The organism is Flavobacterium sp., from assembly GCF_024710485.1.
Lineage (GTDB): Bacteria > Bacteroidota > Bacteroidia > Flavobacteriales > Flavobacteriaceae > Flavobacterium.
The window spans coordinates 60,501-78,696 of record NZ_JANJUQ010000041.1 but is presented as its reverse complement, the minus strand read 5'-3'; the positions used below and the strand labels follow the sequence as shown (position 1 = coordinate 78,696).

General features: G+C 38.3%; 16 protein-coding genes. 6 read left to right on the top strand and 10 right to left on the bottom strand.

The window, feature by feature from the left end; all coding sequences use genetic code 11:
• Window positions 1-65: 65 nt before the first annotated feature.
• On the top strand, window positions 66-1,382 hold the full coding sequence (gene ahcY / locus Q0M21_RS11100) for an adenosylhomocysteinase (protein WP_295338165.1): 1,317 nt from the start codon (window positions 66-68) through the stop codon (window positions 1,380-1,382).
• A gap of 432 nt (window positions 1,383-1,814) precedes the next feature.
• Here the strand turns inward: ahcY and Q0M21_RS11095 are convergent, their stop codons facing one another.
• From Q0M21_RS11095 to rplU, 3 genes are all read right to left on the bottom strand, one after another.
• Window positions 1,815-2,438: a PAS domain S-box protein gene (locus Q0M21_RS11095; RefSeq protein WP_295338162.1), complete on the bottom strand. Its 624-nt coding sequence runs from the start codon at window positions 2,436-2,438 to the stop codon at window positions 1,815-1,817.
• Window positions 2,439-2,979: 541 nt separating this feature from the next.
• Window positions 2,980-3,240: a 50S ribosomal protein L27 gene (gene rpmA / locus Q0M21_RS11090; protein ID WP_290874740.1), complete on the bottom strand. Its 261-nt coding sequence runs from the start codon at window positions 3,238-3,240 to the stop codon at window positions 2,980-2,982.
• A gap of 24 nt (window positions 3,241-3,264) precedes the next feature.
• Window positions 3,265-3,627 (bottom strand): 50S ribosomal protein L21, encoded by a 363-nt coding sequence (gene rplU / locus Q0M21_RS11085; RefSeq protein ID WP_295338159.1) that lies wholly within the window; start codon window positions 3,625-3,627, stop codon window positions 3,265-3,267.
• A 223-nt stretch (window positions 3,628-3,850) separates the two neighbouring features.
• Between rplU and Q0M21_RS11080 the strand changes: the two genes are divergently transcribed.
• Both Q0M21_RS11080 and Q0M21_RS11075 read left to right on the top strand, forming a co-directional pair.
• A complete protein-coding gene (locus Q0M21_RS11080; protein WP_295338157.1) occupies window positions 3,851-5,176 on the top strand; it encodes a pitrilysin family protein in 1,326 nt (441 codons plus the stop codon).
• A 13-nt stretch (window positions 5,177-5,189) separates the two neighbouring features.
• Window positions 5,190-7,244 (top strand): pitrilysin family protein, encoded by a 2,055-nt coding sequence (locus Q0M21_RS11075; RefSeq protein WP_295338155.1) that lies wholly within the window; start codon window positions 5,190-5,192, stop codon window positions 7,242-7,244.
• A 165-nt stretch (window positions 7,245-7,409) separates the two neighbouring features.
• Here the strand turns inward: Q0M21_RS11075 and Q0M21_RS11070 are convergent, their stop codons facing one another.
• Complete coding sequence (locus tag Q0M21_RS11070) at window positions 7,410-8,276, bottom strand: DMT family transporter (protein WP_295338153.1); 867 nt, start codon at window positions 8,274-8,276, stop codon at window positions 7,410-7,412.
• A gap of 108 nt (window positions 8,277-8,384) precedes the next feature.
• Between Q0M21_RS11070 and Q0M21_RS11065 the strand changes: the two genes are divergently transcribed.
• Window positions 8,385-8,759 carry a heavy-metal-associated domain-containing protein gene (locus Q0M21_RS11065; protein WP_295338150.1) on the top strand — a complete coding sequence of 125 codons (375 nt, stop codon included), beginning with the start codon at window positions 8,385-8,387 and terminating at the stop codon, window positions 8,757-8,759.
• Window positions 8,760-8,838: 79 nt separating this feature from the next.
• On the opposite strand, the gene gldD is transcribed toward Q0M21_RS11065, so the two are convergent.
• From gldD to mutY, 4 genes are read right to left on the bottom strand one after another with little or no spacing between them, the layout of a single operon-like run.
• Complete coding sequence (gldD, locus tag Q0M21_RS11060) at window positions 8,839-9,399, bottom strand: gliding motility lipoprotein GldD (RefSeq protein ID WP_295338148.1); 561 nt, start codon at window positions 9,397-9,399, stop codon at window positions 8,839-8,841.
• Between the two features lie 6 nt (window positions 9,400-9,405).
• Window positions 9,406-10,701 carry a gliding motility-associated protein GldE gene (locus Q0M21_RS11055; RefSeq protein ID WP_295338190.1) on the bottom strand — a complete coding sequence of 432 codons (1,296 nt, stop codon included), beginning with the start codon at window positions 10,699-10,701 and terminating at the stop codon, window positions 9,406-9,408.
• 25 nt (window positions 10,702-10,726) lie between these two features.
• Window positions 10,727-11,164 carry a single-stranded DNA-binding protein gene (locus tag Q0M21_RS11050; protein ID WP_295338146.1) on the bottom strand — a complete coding sequence of 146 codons (438 nt, stop codon included), beginning with the start codon at window positions 11,162-11,164 and terminating at the stop codon, window positions 10,727-10,729.
• 46 nt (window positions 11,165-11,210) lie between these two features.
• Window positions 11,211-12,251: an A/G-specific adenine glycosylase gene (gene mutY / locus Q0M21_RS11045; protein WP_295338144.1), complete on the bottom strand. Its 1,041-nt coding sequence runs from the start codon at window positions 12,249-12,251 to the stop codon at window positions 11,211-11,213.
• A 132-nt stretch (window positions 12,252-12,383) separates the two neighbouring features.
• Between mutY and Q0M21_RS11040 the strand changes: the two genes are divergently transcribed.
• Together Q0M21_RS11040 and Q0M21_RS11035 are read left to right on the top strand one after the other, a co-directional pair.
• Window positions 12,384-12,677: an HU family DNA-binding protein gene (locus tag Q0M21_RS11040; protein ID WP_131474623.1), complete on the top strand. Its 294-nt coding sequence runs from the start codon at window positions 12,384-12,386 to the stop codon at window positions 12,675-12,677.
• Window positions 12,678-13,058: 381 nt separating this feature from the next.
• Window positions 13,059-14,603, top strand: a complete 1,545-nt coding sequence (locus tag Q0M21_RS11035) for a ribonuclease E/G (RefSeq protein WP_295338141.1) — start codon at window positions 13,059-13,061, stop codon at window positions 14,601-14,603.
• Window positions 14,604-15,011: 408 nt separating this feature from the next.
• Here Q0M21_RS11035 and tnpA read toward each other — a convergent pair whose 3' ends face one another.
• Window positions 15,012-15,473 (bottom strand): IS200/IS605 family transposase, encoded by a 462-nt coding sequence (gene tnpA / locus Q0M21_RS11030; RefSeq protein WP_295338138.1) that lies wholly within the window; start codon window positions 15,471-15,473, stop codon window positions 15,012-15,014.
• Window positions 15,474-15,730: 257 nt separating this feature from the next.
• Complete coding sequence (gene pbpC, locus Q0M21_RS11025; protein WP_295338135.1) at window positions 15,731-18,106, bottom strand: penicillin-binding protein 1C; 2,376 nt, start codon at window positions 18,104-18,106, stop codon at window positions 15,731-15,733.
• Between the last annotated feature and the right edge of the window lie 90 nt (window positions 18,107-18,196).

Below are 18,196 nucleotides of genomic sequence, written 5' to 3'. Positions count from 1 at the left end.
TTTTTAATTCTTTTCAATTGTGTAATTTTGCACCACATTTTTTAAAAAACAAATATACACAATAGATGAGTACACAAACATTACCTTTTGTAGCTTACAAAGTTAAAGACATTAACTTGGCAGCTTGGGGAAGAAAAGAAATTGAATTGGCCGAAGCTGAAATGCCGGGATTAATGGCACTTCGCGCTGAATATGGAGCCAGTCAGCCACTGAAAGGTGCGCGTATTGCCGGATGTCTTCACATGACTATCCAAACCGCTGTTTTGATTGAAACTTTAATTGCTTTGGGTGCCGAAGTTACTTGGTCATCTTGTAACATCTTCTCAACTCAAGATCAGGCTGCTGCTGCTATTGCTGCTGCAGGGATTCAAGTTTATGCTTGGAAAGGTTTGAATGAAGAAGAATTCGATTGGTGTATTGAACAAACCTTATTCTTTGGAGAAGACAGAAAACCATTGAACATGATTTTGGATGATGGTGGTGATTTGACCAACATGGTATTCGACCGTTACCCTGAATTAATCCCGGGCATCAAAGGTTTATCAGAAGAAACTACTACAGGAGTTCACCGTTTGTACGAAAGAATGAAAAACGGAACTTTATATATGCCGGCTATCAACGTTAATGACTCGGTTACTAAATCGAAATTTGACAACAAATACGGTTGTAAAGAATCGGCTGTAGATGCTGTTCGTCGTGCAACCGATATTATGTTAGCCGGAAAAAGAGTGGTTGTTTGTGGCTACGGAGACGTAGGTAAAGGGACTGCAGCTTCTTTCCGTGGTGCAGGTTCTATCGTAACCGTTACTGAAATCGATCCGATTTGTGCTTTACAAGCCGCTATGGACGGATTTGAAGTAAAAAAATTAGACACTGTTATCGCCAATGCTGATATCGTGATCACTACTACCGGTAACAAAGACATTGTAGTAGGAAGACATTTTGAAGCGATGAAAGACAAAACCATCGTTTGTAACATTGGTCACTTTGACAATGAAATAGATATGGCTTGGTTGAATAAAAACTACGGTAACTCTAAAGTGGAAATCAAACCTCAAGTAGACAAATACAATGTGAATGGTAAAGACATTATTATTTTGGCTGAAGGTCGTTTGGTAAATTTAGGTTGTGCTACCGGTCACCCAAGTTTTGTAATGAGTAACTCGTTTACCAACCAAACTTTGGCGCAAATTGAATTATGGAACAACTCGGCCAACTATAAAAACGAAGTGTACATGTTACCGAAACACTTAGATGAAAAAGTAGCCGCTTTACACTTGGCTAAATTAGGGGTTGAATTGGAAACCTTAAACGAAGAACAAGCCGCCTACATTGGTGTAGAAGTTCAAGGACCATTTAAACCGGAGTATTACAGATATTAATCTGATATTAAATTTCAGATTTTAAATATTAGATATAAACCCTTGCTTTAAGCGAGGGTTTTTTATTTATAACTCCTTTAGATTTGTTGATTCCGTAGGCCGAACGAACCGTAAGAAAAAAGATGTCTTATGTTTACAGTTCCGTCAGGGATTTAATTTGGGCAGCAAAAATCCATAAAAAAAGAAATCCCGTTAGTGATGATATGCCAAGCACAAAAGACCAATCCCAATTAGCCCCGATTACCTCACTAGATGTTCGATTTTTGTAAGTGTTCGGTGAATGCTTCGCATTTGGAAGAGACTACCGCATAGCTCGTAAAGCGGGAAAAAGGAAACCAAAAAAGGCCGAACCTTTGCTTCACCAATTCACTACGTTTGAATCGCTCCCAACAACAAAAAACCGCTCAATGCTGTACGGGTTTTATGGATAAACTAACCTTCTTGTTTGGAATCGTTTTCTTGTTTGAGTTGGTGTAACTCGTTGGTTTTATTCACAATCTCCCGAATAATCTCATCGAAGTTAACTGTAGCTTCTTTGAGTGAAAGTATGATTTCCTTATTTTCCGGGTCGTTGAAATTGTCATAGTTAATAAGATTAACCAAGCCTAAAAGCCTAACAATCGGAGCTCGAACTTGATGAGATTGCAAGAAGGCAATATCGTATAACTTTTCATTTTGCGCTAGAATATTTCGCTTGAGTTGCTGTTCTAAAGTGATGTTTTTCAGGAAAACATAAAACCTTCCTTGATTGATATTTAGATAAGTGACACTCACTTCAACTTCTATTTTGCCACCACTCTTGGTTTGGTGGGTACTGATAAAACTTTCGTGTCCGTTTTTTATTATTTTTTGGAAATGACTTTTCATTTCCTCTTCGGATTCATTGTCATCAATATCTCTGATATTCATTTGCAGCAACTCTTGCCGAGTATATCCGACCATTTCGCAATAGGCATCGTTAACGTATAAAATTTTTCCATAATCCTCTATACTCGTAATCCAAAAGCCGTCGCTGGTGGTTCGAAGTACCTTTTCAAATTCATTTAATAACTCCAAAGAATTTTTGAAGGAGCTATAATAAGTACGATAATAAAAAAAGTAATACGCTATCGAGAAAGAAAGTGTAAATATGAAAGCTTGCAGAATAAACATAAGCAACCCTTCGAGAATTATAAATTGATCAATCAACAACATGGTCGTAAAATCGAACACTAAACAAACCAAGGATAATTTAACAAAGTCTAAAAAACCAAATTGCTTTGGTCGTTTATTAATCAAATACATAATTTTAGAGTGAATCGTTATATTGTTTAAGCCTTCAAAACCTTTAACAAACTACTCAAAGTTAATCAAAAAAAGAGAACCAAAGATCTTATTTTTTAGTTTATTTGACTAAAAATTAATCGTTTATATTATTTTAAAATTCCTGAGATGCCTTCCTACAAAATCCATTTGTAATGTAGACGATATCGCACAGAATAGCATTTAAGTCTCGACGTATTGCATACCTGAAACCAATAGATTCCTGTTGAAACTATCACCAAACAAAAAACCCGCTCATTACTGAACGGGTTTTATATTGTATAAGAGTTTGTTCTTATGCTTCGAATGGAAGGATAGACACAAATGATTTGTTATCTCCTTTTTTCTGGAATTTAACAATCCCGTCAACCTTTGCATGTAAAGTGTGATCTTTACCCATGTAAACGTTATCTCCAGCATTGTGTTTAGAACCTCTTTGTCTAACGATGATATTACCAGCAATTGCAGCTTGACCACCATAAATCTTAACGCCTAAACGTTTCGATTCTGATTCTCTACCATTCTTAGAACTACCGACACCTTTCTTGTGAGCCATGACGTTTTAGTTTTTAAATGTTAATTATTCTTCTGTAGCTTCAGCTTTTTTTGCTGCTTTCTTTTTTGGAGCAGCACTTCCGTTGATTCCCTCAATTACGATTTGAGTCAACGACTGTCTGTGTCCGTTTCTTTTTTTGTAACCTTTTCTTCTTTTCTTTTTGAAAACGATTACTTTGTCTCCTTTTAAGTGTTGTAACACTTTGGCTTCTACTGAAGCACCTTCTATAGCTGGGGCGCCTAAAGTGATGTTACCATTGTCGTCTAACAAAAGAACTTTGTCAAAAGAAACTTTTGAACCTTCTTCAGTAGCCAAACGGTGAACAAAAACTTTTTGGTCTTTGCTTACTTTGAATTGTTGCCCTGCTATCTCTACGATTGCGTACATAACAATAATGTTTAGTTAATTTTTAAGTGCGCAAATATACAACTATTTCTTTTACACACAACCCAATTCGGTATTTTTTTCAAATCTCAATTCCAGTCACTTAAGCAAATCAATTTATATTTTTTGGGCTATCACATTATTAGATAAAAAAAAGTATTTTTGTGTAACAAATTTAAAGGTTAGTCATCTAACTGAACAATCAACGAAAAAATTTCAATTTTTTATGAAAAAATCATTAATTGCTTTAAGTTCATTGCTTATGCTTGGAGGAACAGCACATGCTCAAAAGGTAGCTTTTGAAGAATACGATTTGCCGAATGGTTTGCATGTTATTTTACACAACGATCCGTCTGCACCGGTAGTAATTACTTCTGTAATGTACCACGTAGGTTCTAAAGATGAAAATCCGGAGAGAACAGGATTTGCTCACTTCTTTGAGCATTTATTATTCGAAGGTACTGAAAACATCAAAAGAGGTGAATGGTTTAAAATTGTAACTTCTAACGGAGGAACCAATAACGCCAACACTTCAGAAGACAGAACCTACTACTTTGAAGTTTTCCCTTCTAACAATACCGAGTTAGGATTGTGGATGGAATCTGAGCGATTGATGCATCCGGTAATCAACCAAATTGGTGTTGATACTCAAAACGAAGTAGTTAAAGAAGAAAAAAGATTACGTGTAGACAACCAACCTTACGGTCAATTGATTGCCGAGGTAAAGAAAAACATGTTCAAAAACCACCCGTACCGTTGGGCTCCCATTGGTTCGATGGAACACTTAGATGCTGCGACTTTGGAAGAATTCCAAGCGTTCAACAAAAAATTCTACACGCCAAACAATGCTGTTTTAGTGGTAGCCGGGCAAATAAACATCCCGCAAACCAAAGCCTGGATTGAAAAGTACTTTGGCCCAATTCCGAGAGGTGTTGAAGTAAAAAAAGAAACTTTTGTAGAAGCACCAATCACCGAGCCTATCAAAGCCCGTTATGAAGACCCGAACATTCAAAAAGAAATGGTGGTTGCGGCTTACAGAACGCCATCGATGAAAACCCGTGACGCCAGAGTTCTTGATATGATTTCTACGTATTTAAGCAACGGTAAAAGCTCCAAATTGTACAAAAAAATTGTAGACGATAAAAAAATGGCGTTACAAGTTGGTGCTTTCAACTACAGCCAAGAAGACTACGGTCAGTACATTTTATACGGAATGCCACAAGGCGAAAACACTTCGGCTGACTTGATCAGAGAAATTGACGAGGAAATCGTAAAATTGCAAAACGAATTGATTTCTGAGAAAGATTACCAAAAATTACAAAACATCTACGAGAGCAACTATGTGGACAGTAATGCCAGCGTAGAAGGTGTAGCCGAAAATTTAGCTACTTTTTATCTTTTATACGGTGATGTTAACTTAATCAACACCGAAATCGAAATCTTCCGCTCTATCACTCGTGAAGAAATCAGAGATATTGCTAAAAAATATTTGAACCCGAATCAACGTTTGATTTTGGATTATGTACCGGCCAAAGACAAAGCTCAAAACTAAGACTCAAAGTATCATGAAAAAAACAATTATAGTATTATCAAGCTTGTTTTTAACCTTAACTATGCAAGCACAAGACAGAACCCAACCAAAACCGGGTCCGGCACCAACTATTAACATCAAAAAACCGGAAACCTTTTCTTTACCAAACGGATTGAAAGTTTTGGTGGTTGAAAACCATAAGTTACCACGCGTATCTTTCAACTTAACTATTGACAACACTCCGTATGCGGAAGGTAACAAAAAAGGAGTTGACGATTTAACCAGTAGCTTAATCGGAAACGGTTCAATTAAAACGCCGAAAGATGCTTTTAATGAAGAAATTGATTTCTTAGGCGCTAACATCAACTTCTATTCTTCAGGTGCTTCTGCGAGCGGTTTATCTAAGCACGCCAAGAGAATTTTAGAATTAATGGCGGAAGGTGCTTTGATGCCAAACTTTACACAGGAAGAGTTCGATAAAGAAAAAGAAAAATTAATCGAAGGTTTAAAAACCCAAGAAAAAAGTGTCCCTGCTGTAGCTTCAAGAGTGGAAAGAGTTTTGGCTTACGGTAAAAACCACCCAGCGGGTGAATACTTATCAGAAGAAACCATCAACAATGTATCTCTGGCCGATGTAAAAACCAATTACAACACTTACTTCGTTCCTGAGAAAGCTTACTTGGTAATTGTTGGTGATGTTAAAACCAAAGAAGTTAAAAAGTTAGTAGAAAAATTATTCGGTTCATGGGTAAAAGCTACTGCTCCAAGACTAACTTATTCTAACCCAAGCAATGTGCAATATACCCAAATCAATTTTGTGGATATGCCGAATGCCGTTCAGTCAGAAATTACTCTTTTCAACACTGTAAACTTGAAAATGAAAGATGCCGATTTCTTCCCGGTAATTTTAGCGAATCAAGTATTTGGTGGCGACTTTAACAGCTACCTAAACATGAACTTGAGAGAGAAACACGGATGGACTTACGGAGCACGCTCAAGCGTTGGTTTCGACAAAAACATTTACAGTGAATTCAGAGCTAACACCCAAGTTAGAAACGCAGTAACTGACAGTGCCATCACACAAGCTTTGTATGAATTAAACCGAATCAGAACCGAGAAAGTTTCCGAAGAAGCTCTAAACAGTGTAAAAGCAGGTTATATCGGTCGTTTCGTGATGCAAGTTGAAAAACCATCTACCGTAGCACGTTACGCTTTAAATATCGAAACAGAAGGTCTTCCAGCTGATTTTTATGAAAACTACATCAAAAACATCAACGCAGTAACGCCTGATGACATCATGAGAGTAGTGAACAAATATTTCATGGCAGACAACTTAAGAATATTAGTGGTTGGAAAAGCGGCAGAAGTATTACCTGGATTAGAAAGCTTAAAAATTCCAATTTTTTACTTCGATAAATTCGGTAATCCAACGGAGAAACCGGCTATGAAAAAACCGGTACCTGCCGGCGTAACTGTTAAAACCGTTATCGACAACTACATCAAAGCGATTGGTGGTGATAAAGCAATGAAAACTGTTAAATCAATTGTAAGTATTGGAGAAACCAAAATTCCTCAAGCACCTATGCCAATAGCTTACACCTCAAAAACCGACAACAAAGGTCGAATGCTGGTTGAATTGTCTATGGCCGGAATGGGTTCATTAATGAAACAAGTTGTTAACGGGAACACGGGCTACATGATGCAACAAGGACAAAAAATGAATGCAGAGGGCGATATGTTAGCTAAAATGAAAGAAAGCGCTGTGTTATTCGGAGAAACGGCTTTGGCTACTAAAGCCGGAGTTACAGTAACCGGAATCGAGCCAATGAACGGAAGCGATGCCTATACTGTAGTTGATGGTGACACCACGCATTACTTTGATGTAAAATCAGGTTTGAAGACTGGCGAATCAACAACAGCTGATCAAGGTGGACAAAAAGTAACTCAAGTTACTACTTTTGGAGATTACAGAGAAGTAAAAGGTGTAAAAGTGCCTTTCAACCAAGTAATGAATATTGGTATCGAATTGGATATCAAAATTTCAGAAGTAAAAATCAATGAAGGAGTTTCAGATGCTGATTTTCAATAATTGAAATTGATATAAATTTAAAAAAGACCGTTAGCAATAGCGGTCTTTTTTGTTTGAACCACATAGAGACATAGGGGTTATTTATGCTTTGCTGTTCAATTCCACAACAAAGAGCGGAACGTCTTTTAAATAAGCTTCAAAAACTATATATGGGTTGTTTCTGTGTTATTTTTTACTCGATAAATAAACGCCAATCAAAACTACAAAAGCACCAAAAAACTGTACCGGCGTTAACATTTCATTGTCCAACAATCCCCAAAAGAAAGCTACAACCGGAATCAAATACGTAACGGATGTTGCAAAAACCGGAGACGAAATCTGTATCAATTTATAAAATAGCACATTGGCAATTCCGGTGCCGATAATCCCTAAAATAGCGATAAAAATCATAGCTTCTTTTACTTCCGGCAAATGAATTTTAGACATTACATCGGTAAATAGCAAAATTCCCAAAGCAGGAAACAACATCACCAGAAAATTCCCTGTAGTAATGGTTAAAGGTTTCAGATCGGACAAATATCGTTTAATCAAATTGACATTAGTGGCATAACACATCGAAGCTATCAACACCAAAATCGTGTACCAATAATTCTGATTAGGATGGTGTGCCGCTCCGTTTAAAATGAGCAACATCGTTCCGGTAAAACCAACAAGCACACCAATGATTTGGGTTCGTTTGAAATCGAGCCCAAAAACTAAAGCACCTAATATCAGTGTATTTAAAGGGGTAAGCGAATTGAGTATCGAACTCACCGAACTACTGATTTGCGTTTGCGCAATAGCAAAAAGATAAGCCGGAATAAAAGTCCCGAATAGCGAAGTCAACGCAATGAACTTCCATTTATGCAACGGAATATCACTCAAACTTTTAAATCCTATGACCAACAAAAACAAAGCACAAAAAACAATGCGCAGTGAACCCAGTTGAAACGGACTCAAACTAACCAATCCCTTTTTTATCAATATAAACGAACTGCCCCAAATTAAGGCGAGTACGATTAAAATAATCCATTTTGTTTGTGTGGCTTTCATAGCTGATTTTAAGGATTCAAATTTTGTAATTATTTTAAGAATAATAACTTTAATTTTTATTTATTTTTGTCTCTCAAACAAGCAATTACAATTAAAATTAGGATTATCATGAATTTCACCAAATCTTTAGTAACCTTAGGTATCGCTTCTTCTTTGCTTTTCAGTTGCAAAGATACCGCCGCTAAACCTGCAGCTGCTGATACTGAAACCGAAGTTACCGCTACTGCCGAAAAAACAAAAGCTGTAGCTGCAAAACCTGAAACCGCCAGTTTTAAAATTGACGGAATGACTTGCGCTATGGGTTGTGCAAAAACTATCGAAAAAAAATTAGCCGGTATGGATGGCGTGCAAAAAGCTACTGTAGATTTCGATAAAAAAGAAGCTACCGTTGAATTTGACGCCGCTGTTTTAACTCCGGAAAAACTATATACCACTGTTGAAGGCGCTGCCGATGGCAACACTTACAAAGTAGTTAAAAAATAATACAAATTTCAGTTAATGAAGAAGGAACTCCGCGGAGTTCCTTTTTTTATTTAGCATTGCTCCGTCAGACCTAACGGCCTTATTTCCATTGGATGGATTCTATCAAATGCTGCATGTCGTTCCGAATGTAATCAGCGGCCGGCATAATCGAATCGAAATTGGGTTTGGCATAAAAATACACCGAACCTGTTACAAAGTGTTTGATACTGTCGGTAACATAAAACTGCGCATTGGTGGCGGCATTACCACTCACGCGATAAAACATACCGTATACTTTTTTATCGTTATTGATGAACGGCTGCTCTAAAATATCGTCGGCTTTGATGACGTGTTTATAGGTCAGTGATTGCGCATCTCTCAACAACGAATCTATATCTTTATTCACCGCTTTATAGGTAAGATAAATCGTCGCCTTCATCTTCGGATAATTGATGGTAAACTCGCAATTTTGAGTCGCTTTTATCTTGGCTTTTTCATTCATTTCAAAAGTAAACGGACACGGATTGCTAAAAACAGCATACTGTGCTACTTCATAATCCAAACGCAATTGTCCGGCCGGTTTGGGCAACACTTCATTTTTACATCCGGTAAATGCTAACAGCAACAATACGGTTAGAAATCCTATTACTTTATTACTCATCTTACTTTATTCCAAGGTTACTTTTAATTGTTTCACTCTTTTTTTATCGACTACTTCTACAGTGAAAGTCACAGTAGAAAAGTGGATTTTTTGACCTTTCTTCGGGAAATTACCCAAGAGTTCTAAGATAAAACCGGCCAAGGTTTCGGCTTCTCCTTTTCGGTCTTCAAAAGCTTCTTCATCAACATTAACAACGCGATAAAAATCTTTGAGATTCATTTTACCTTCAAACAGGAAGTTCTTCTCGTCTATTTGCGAATAGCTGATGTTCTCGTCATCAAACTCATCCGAAATATCGCCCACAATTTCCTCAATCACATCTTCTAAAGAAACCAAACCCGAAGTACCGCCGTATTCATCAACTACTATCGCTAAATGGCTTTTCATGCTTTGAAAATCTTTGAGCAAATCGTCGAGCTTTTTGTTTTCGGGAACAAAAAACGGTTCGCGCAATAATGAATTCCAGTCAAATTCCTTTTTATGAATATGCGGAATCAAATCTTTTACAAACAAAACGCCTTCAATATGATCGATATTTTCACGAAAAACGGGAATTCTCGAATAACCTTTATCGACTATCTTCGGATAAATCTCGGCGAAAGACTCCTCAATCTCGAGGGCAAAGATATCAATTCTCGGACTCATTACTTGCTTGGTATCGGTATTCCCGAAAGAAACAATGCCTTCCAGAATTTTTTGCTCTTCCGAAGTGGTATCGTCAGACGAGGTCATTTCCAATGCTTGAGACAATTGGTCAACCGAAATATTCGTTTTTTGGCGACCTAACTTTTTATGCAAATAAACCGTAACAGCGCGCATGGGCAAACTTAATGGCGACAACAATTGGTCTAAGAACCATAGCGGACGGGCTATTCGTATGGAAAACTTGATATTATTGCGACTGGCATATACTTTAGGCAATACTTCTCCGAAAAGCAAAATGAGAAAAGTTACCAAAACAACTTCGACCACAAATTTCACCACCGGAGAAATGATACCGGCGAATAAGGAGTTGGATAAAAAAGAAAAAATAATGACTATCCCAATATTGACAAAATTATTGGCCAAAAGCAAAGTAGCCAGTAGTTTTTTGGGTTTTTGTAACAATTGGGAAACCAACTGAGATTTAGTAGGATTTTGTTGAGACAACTTAGTCAAATCGTTTTGGGACAAGGAAAACAAAGCTACTTCCGCAGCCGAAATCATAGCCGAGCAAAACAACAGCAAAACAATGACTAAGCTTCCGAAAAGCAAGTTGGTATCAAGAGTATCGAGAAAAGTTAAACCGGGCTCGGGGTCCAAAAGTATCAAGGTTAGTTAAACAATGTCAAAACGGTAAATCGTTCTCCGGATTGGCGGTGTTAGGCGATTCAAAGTTAGCAGGTTTAGCCTCTAAATTTTGGGGTGTTTTGAGGGCTTCCACTTCTTTTTTAGTGGTTAAAAAGGTGAATTCGGTTACCTGAATTTCGGTAGTATATTTGGTGGTGCCGTCTTCAGCTTGCCATTGGCGCGATTTGATGCGACCTTCCACATAAATTTTGTCACCTTTAGACAAATATTTTTCACAAATTTCTGCAGCTTTGTTTCGGACCACCAAGTTATGCCACTCGGTAGAAGTGATTTTTTCGTTGGTTTGTTTGTTGATGTACACCTCGTTGGTAGCCAACGGGAAACGTCCGATGCAGTTTCCGCCTTCGAAATAGTGCATTTTTACTTCGTCACCTAAATGACCGATAAGCATCACTTTATTTAATGTCCCATTCATTTCTTCAGCAATTTGTTCTTTTCAAATTTACAGCTTTTTTTGAAATTTAAAACCTTTCGGCTTCAATAAAATTATGAATAACAATTGGAAACGGCAACTTTTTCACTGATTTCCAATCGATTCCATCCGAAAACTTACCTGCTACCCTAATTTTCCAAAAGTGAATATTCAAATGCTGATGGGTTAGTTTGTGCACCATTACTGTATCGTTAAATCGCGATATATCGAGTATTTTATTTTCTGCATAAGCATGTTTAATCAGCAAATCGGACAATGCTTCATGTGACAAATCAGCTTCGGTTTCAAGCAACGGAAACTCGTATAAATTGTGCCAAATGCCCTTTTGGGTTCGTTTTTGAATCAGCGTATTATGAACCTCATCTTCAAAAACCAAATAAGTAAAGAAACGGGTTTTGACTTTTACCTTCTTTGATTTTACGGGCAATTGGGCAACTTTCTTTTTTTGTAACGCTGCACAACTGTCGTTAAAAATACAGTTAGCACAATCCGGATTTTTGGGCACGCATTGCAAAGCTCCGAATTCCATTATGGCTTGATTGAACAAATTGGCTTCGCCTGCAGGCAATAATTCAGCTGCCAATTGGGTAAACTCTTTTTTAGCACCCGACGAAGCAATATCGGTTTCCACCTCAAAATAACGAGACAACACGCGGAAGACATTGCCGTCAACCACAGGAACACTTTCATTGTAAGCAAAAGAAGCAATGGCGGCTGCAGTATATTCGCCTATACCTTTCAACTTTAACAATTCGGCATAGCTCTTTGGAAATTCACCATTATATTCGAATGCCACTTGCTGAGCGGTTTTATGCAAATTTCTGGCTCTGGAATAATAGCCTAACCCTTGCCATAGTTTAAGCACTTGCTCTTCATCGGCTTTGGCCAAATCAAAAACGGCAGGAAATGCTTCGGTAAAACGCAAAAAATAAGGCAACCCTTGTGCTACACGTGTTTGTTGCAACATAATTTCAGAGAGCCAAATAAAGTAAGGATCAATCGTATTTCTCCAAGGCAAGTCACGTTTGTTTTGTAAATACCATTGGATTAGAGATTTAGAGAAATTCATAGCGGAATTTAGGTTTACAAAAATAAATCTTTATGTGATTAAATTTTAATAGATTATGCTTGAAATATTCTTTTTTTAATTCATATATTTGCAACCTCAAAAATTTACACATAATATTAAATACGAAAGAAAATGACGAAAGCAGATATCGTAGCGAAGATTTCAGAAAAATTAGGCCTTGAAAAAGGAGATGTACAAGCCACTGTTGAAGCGTTTATGGAAGAAGTAAAAACTTCATTAGAAACCGGCGACAACGTATATTTAAGAGGTTTTGGTAGCTTCATCATCAAAACAAGAGCTGAAAAAACAGGAAGAAACATTTCTAAAAATACTACTATCAAGATTCCTGCTCACAATATTCCGGCATTCAAACCTGCTAAAGTATTCGTAGAATCAGTAAAAACCAATACTGAAGTAGCAGTATAATAACTTATTTATTAATCACAAAAAACACAAGCTTATGCCAAGTGGTAAAAAAAGAAAAAGACATAAGGTAGCAACGCACAAACGCAAAAAAAGAGCGAGAGCTAACCGACACAAAAAGAAAAAGTAGTTCTAAACTACTTTTCTTTTTTTAAAAAACGTTCATTGAAATCGAAGATTAGACAGCTTAGACAATTTAGACTTCTTAGAAAGTTAGACACCTTTATCTAACAATCTAATTATCTAACGATCTAACAATCTAAAATTCACCGGGTAACAACATTACCTGTTTAAAATGTTTAATCCATCCTTACTTTAGCCGTCAGTAATTAGCCAATTTTGGCTAAAAGCTAAAAGCTTTTTGTCTGGATAAAAATTTACAACATGAATAAAGAACTAATCATCCGTAGTGGTGAGAATGCTGTAGATTTTGCCTTATTAAAAGATGGAAAACTAATTGAATTACACAAACAAGAAGACACCAGTAATTTTCAGGTTGGTGATATTTTTATCGCCAAAATCAGAAAACCTGTGGCCGGACTTAACGCGGCGTTTGTAAACGTAGGCTTTGAAAAAGATGCCTTTTTACATTACCACGATTTAGGACCGAACTTGGCTTCCTATTTGAAATTCATAAAACTTGTAAGCGCAGGTAAACTAAAAGATTTCTCCCTAAAAAACTTTCAGTTTGAAAAAGAGATTGATAAAAACGGTTCCATCTCAGACATACTGAGTGCCAATCAATCCGTATTAGTTCAAGTAGTCAAAGAACCTATCTCTACCAAAGGCCCGAGAATCAGCACTGAGCTGTCTTTCGCCGGTCGTTTTGTAGTGTTAGTGCCTTTCTCCGACAGGGTATCTATTTCTCAAAAAATAGAATCCAAAGAGGAAAAAGACCGACTTAAAAAACTGGTACAATCTATCAAACAAAAAGGTTTCGGGGTTATTGTGAGAACAGTAGCCGAAGGCAAAAGCATAGCCGAATTAGAAAAAGATTTGCAGAACTTAATGAATCGATGGACTGCAATGTGTAAAAAATTACCAACTGCTCATCATCCTTCCAAAATATTAGGAGAATTGAATAAAGCTTCTTCTATTTTGCGAGATGTATTCAACGATACTTTCACCAGTATCCAAGTGGATGATGCAGAGTTGTACCAAGAAACCAAGGACTATTTAGCCGAAATAGCTCCTGATAAACAAAAAATCGTTAAGCTTTACCAGTCGAAAGACTTGCCGTTGTTTGAGAAATACCATATCGAGCGACAAATCAAAACGTCCTTCGGTCGCACCGTATCCATGAGTAAAGGAGCCTATTTGATTATAGAACACACCGAAGCTTTACACGTTATCGACGTGAACAGCGGAAACCGTTCTAACAAAGCCTCCAACCAAGAAGATACTGCACTTGAAGTAAACATGATAGCCGCTGCCGAAATCGCCCGTCAATTGCGCCTGCGCGATATGGGTGGTATCATCGTAGTGGATTTTATCGATATGCAAAATCCGGACAACCGTCAAGTATTATTCAACTTCCTCCGAGAGGAAATGAGCGACGACAAAGCCAAACACAAAATCTTACCGCCGAGTAAATTCGGATTAGTCCAAATCACTCGCCAACGCGTAAGACCGGAAGTCAATATCGAGACCCGAGAAGAAAATCCGAACAATTTGAGCGGCGATGTAGATGCGCCAATTCAAATTATCGACAAGATTAATTTCTCCCTCGAAAAGATTATCAAAGACCACAGCGGCATCAAGCTTAATGCCCATCCGTTCGTGGCCGCTTACCTTAAAAAAGGTTTTCCATCAATACGTTCAAAATGGCTTTTTGAACATAAAAAATGGGTGAAAATCATACCGCGTGACGCTTACACGTATTTAGAGTATCATTTCTTCGACAAAGACGGAAATGAGATCAAGGAATAAAAGAAAAACCGCCTTTCACTTCGATTGGCGGTTTTTTTGTGTCAAAATCTATCGTTTTAAACAATGTCACACTGAGCTTGTCGAAGTGCTTTTTAGAAGCTGTTTGCTTTGCCATTTCGCTCTTTAGGAGCTCGTGTCCGGCTATACGTTACAATCTTTTTTGTCAGCACTTCGGAAGTTTACATCCAGAATAGGGCAAACAAAAAAGGATTTCCACTCCTATCCGGGCTAGGGCTAATCCCGTTAGGGATATAATATCGGCAACAAACTACGCCTCATCCAATGCAATCCCGTTAGGGATTAAATATCGGTAACAAACTACGCACAATTAAGAAAAATCCCGTTAGGGATTCAATACTGGTAACAAACTACGCCTAATCCAATGCAATCCCGCTAGGGATGATATAATTAAATTGGTGCTTTAAAAATATATCGCTCATCATACACAACCTCAAACTCCGCTAAAAATTCCAAATACTCTTGGTTAAAACTTCTCACAGCATGATGTTGTTCCTGATTCTTAATGTAATTAACAACCGTATTCACCTGAGATTTAGCATAAGAAAAAGCGCCATAACCTTCTTGCCATTCGAATTTTACTTTTAGAAATCTTTTCTCATTAATCCATTTGGATGAGCTTCCTTTGATATCTTGCATTAAATCTGAAACGGATTGTGTTGGCCGCATGCCGACTAAAATATGAACATGGTCAGGCATTCCGTTTATAGCCAACAATTTGTGATTATGGTTCTTAATTATTCCGGTTATATATTGGTACAATTCGTCTTTAAAGGATGAATGAATCAAACCATCTCGATATTTTACCGCGAAAACAAATTGGAGGTGAATTTGGGTGTATGTATTGGCCATTTAATATCATCCCTAGCGGGATTTTGATTGATGTATATTTATCTACCAATATTTAATCCCTGACGGGATTATTTTGGATTTGCATATATTTTACCAGTATTGAATCCCTGACGAGATTTTTCTGGATTTACATTTATATTTTACCAATATTTAATCCCTGACGGGATTTTGGTTTTACAAATATAGATGGATGAAAATATTGGTCATTACAGTTTTTATATACTTTTTAGAAGTAATGGCAACAAAAACAAGCCCTATTAATCCTTTATAATCTCCACTTTTCTCTTAATCTCATTCCCAAACTCATCCGCGACCGTAATATAATGCACTCCTGTTTCCGCAGTAATCGGCATTTCGTGAAAGGTTTGCGTCGTGCCTTTATAGTCGTTATCCACATACCAAAATAGTTTGGCTTCCCTATTGGAATGCGCCACTTTCACAATTACCGGCTGTACTTTGCTGTTAAAATCCTTAGTCAAATAAATCTTACTATTCGTTTTGGGATAAATAAAATCCATTACCGCTTGTTGCGTCGGCTGACAATCGGCTCGGTACGGCGGCACCGTTTTGTAATCAATGTGTAAACTCTTGTAATACCATTCCATTACAGGCGGCAGTATAAACCATTTGGTAGTTACTATCTTATCCACATCCTCGCAACTGCTGTTCACCCTAAACTGCCGCGATGCATCCAAATGTACTAATTTGTGATACGGACAAATCGCAGTTTTCTTGCCGCTGCGCGTGATGAGCTGTTTGGTTTTAGGGCAATCGTCTTGGGCTAAATGGCCACTTTGTTTACAAACCTCAGCGTATTCCAAATCGTTCAACGGCGGTTGGAACCATTTTTTTCGGGGCAACAAATTAAACACATCAAACAAGATAGGTGCTGCGCTGTCCACACCGGTCAATTCCGGGCGGCCTTCACCATTGGCATTGCCCACCCAAACACCTACCACGTAACGCGAATTAGCACCTATCGCCCAAGCATCACGATTCCCGAAACTGGTTCCGGTTTTCCAAGCCAATTCTAAAGACGAATCGTAAAACTTCCAAGCTTCATCACCTTCCGGACGGTTGACTTCCTTCATGGCGTTATAAGTAAGATAAATTGAACCGGCACCAAAGATGTTTTTCTGAAAACTATCAGCGCCAAAATCCTGCTGAAAGTCGTTCACATAATTCAACTCGGTAAACTCTTTACTACGGTACTTTCCGTTCGACTGATTGAAATAGTTAATCGTAGCCGACATATTGGCGTAGGCCCGACACAAATCCCACAAATTGCTCTCGGCACCGCCTAAAATGAGCGACAAACCGTAATGATCAGGATGTTGGTTGATGTTTCTGAGCTTCAATTTCTGCGTCAACTCGTAAAACTTGTTCACGCCGTGATCCTGCAACATCAACACCGAAGGAATGTTCAGCGAACGCGATAAAGCGCGCTGGGCCGGAACGGCTCCGTCAAAGGTCAGGTTAAAATTCTGCGGCGAATACCCGGAAATTTGCGTCGGAATATCGGCTACCAAAGTATTAGGCAACAGTTCCCCTTCGTCGAGCATGGAAGCAAACAACAGCGGCTTCAAAACACTACCGGTACTTCTCGGCGCGCCAATGATGTCTACATCTTTATCGTGGTCTTTGTCCGTAGGCGAATTGCCTACATAACTAATGACATTGCGGTTTTGGATATCAATGACCATAATGGCCAAATTGTGCACCTCGTTTTGTTTGTACTGATTGTAATACTGTTGCGCGATTTGATTCACCCGGTTTTGCAACGAAATCGCAACGGTGGTTTTAATGCGTTTGCCTTCGTCGGTCTTAGCGATTCTTTGCAGCAAATGCGGCGCAATTTGCGGTAAATTATAGGGTTTTTGCGGCAAAGGTTCTTTAACGGCCAATACGTAAGTGAGCTTATCTATGACTTTTTCATGATACAGTTTGAGCAACAAGGCATTGCGCTTGCGCAACAACTTAACCTGATTTTTCCCGGGATAAATCAAACTCGGCGCATTGGGCAATACCGCCAACGTAGCGCTTTCCGCCCACGACAATTGGTACGATTGCACGCCAAAATACCGCCAAGACGCCATTTCTAATCCGACCACATTACCGCCAAAAGGCGCATGAGCCGCATACAATTCGAGGATTTTTTCTTTGGAATGTCGGAATTCCAAACGCGTCGCCAAAACGATCTCGATGGCTTTTTCAAAATAGGTGCGCTTTTTGTTTTGACGCGACAAACGAATGACCTGTTGTGTCAACGTACTGCCACCGCGAACCACTCTTCCGGCGCTTCGGTTTTGCTGAAAAGCCTTAACCATGGCCACCGGATTGAATCCGGGATGATGGTAAAAATGTTCGTCTTCAAAGTAAACTAGGCATTTCTTAAATTTCTCGGGCACGCTATCTTGGGCCGGAAAACGCCATTGTCCGTCGCGGGCTATTTTGGCCGCTAATAATTCGCCTTCACTGCTTTCAATAACAGTCGCATAAGGCGAATCGAATAAAACACGCGGCAATGAAAAGTAATAGACGAGCAACAGTATAAAAAATACCGCTGATTTCTTTGGATTGCGTTTGATATAAGTAATAAAACGTTGCAGTAACGCTTTTAGTTTGGTTTTCACGATGGCAAAAATTCAAATGGTTTATTCAATAGCCCCGATTGTAGTGGAAATTTTTAGATTGTCCTGCAGCGTAGCGGTAGGACAATCTAA

What these genes read in the sequence shown, in the direction of transcription:
- ahcY (WP_295338165.1), top strand. Translation starts at nt 66, where the DNA reads ATGAGTACACAAACATTACCTTTTGTAGCTTACAAAGTTAAAGACATT.
- rpmA (WP_290874740.1), bottom strand. Translation starts at nt 3,240, where the DNA reads ATGGCTCACAAGAAAGGTGTCGGTAGTTCTAAGAATGGTAGAGAATCA.
- rplU (WP_295338159.1), bottom strand. Translation starts at nt 3,627, where the DNA reads ATGTACGCAATCGTAGAGATAGCAGGGCAACAATTCAAAGTAAGCAAA.
- Q0M21_RS11080 (WP_295338157.1), top strand. Translation starts at nt 3,851, where the DNA reads ATGAAAAAATCATTAATTGCTTTAAGTTCATTGCTTATGCTTGGAGGA.
- Q0M21_RS11075 (WP_295338155.1), top strand. Translation starts at nt 5,190, where the DNA reads ATGAAAAAAACAATTATAGTATTATCAAGCTTGTTTTTAACCTTAACT.
- Q0M21_RS11070 (WP_295338153.1), bottom strand. Translation starts at nt 8,276, where the DNA reads ATGAAAGCCACACAAACAAAATGGATTATTTTAATCGTACTCGCCTTA.
- Q0M21_RS11065 (WP_295338150.1), top strand. Translation starts at nt 8,385, where the DNA reads ATGAATTTCACCAAATCTTTAGTAACCTTAGGTATCGCTTCTTCTTTG.
- gldD (WP_295338148.1), bottom strand. Translation starts at nt 9,399, where the DNA reads ATGAGTAATAAAGTAATAGGATTTCTAACCGTATTGTTGCTGTTAGCA.
- Q0M21_RS11050 (WP_295338146.1), bottom strand. Translation starts at nt 11,164, where the DNA reads ATGAATGGGACATTAAATAAAGTGATGCTTATCGGTCATTTAGGTGAC.
- mutY (WP_295338144.1), bottom strand. Translation starts at nt 12,251, where the DNA reads ATGAATTTCTCTAAATCTCTAATCCAATGGTATTTACAAAACAAACGT.
- Q0M21_RS11040 (WP_131474623.1), top strand. Translation starts at nt 12,384, where the DNA reads ATGACGAAAGCAGATATCGTAGCGAAGATTTCAGAAAAATTAGGCCTT.
- Q0M21_RS11035 (WP_295338141.1), top strand. Translation starts at nt 13,059, where the DNA reads ATGAATAAAGAACTAATCATCCGTAGTGGTGAGAATGCTGTAGATTTT.
- tnpA (WP_295338138.1), bottom strand. Translation starts at nt 15,473, where the DNA reads ATGGCCAATACATACACCCAAATTCACCTCCAATTTGTTTTCGCGGTA.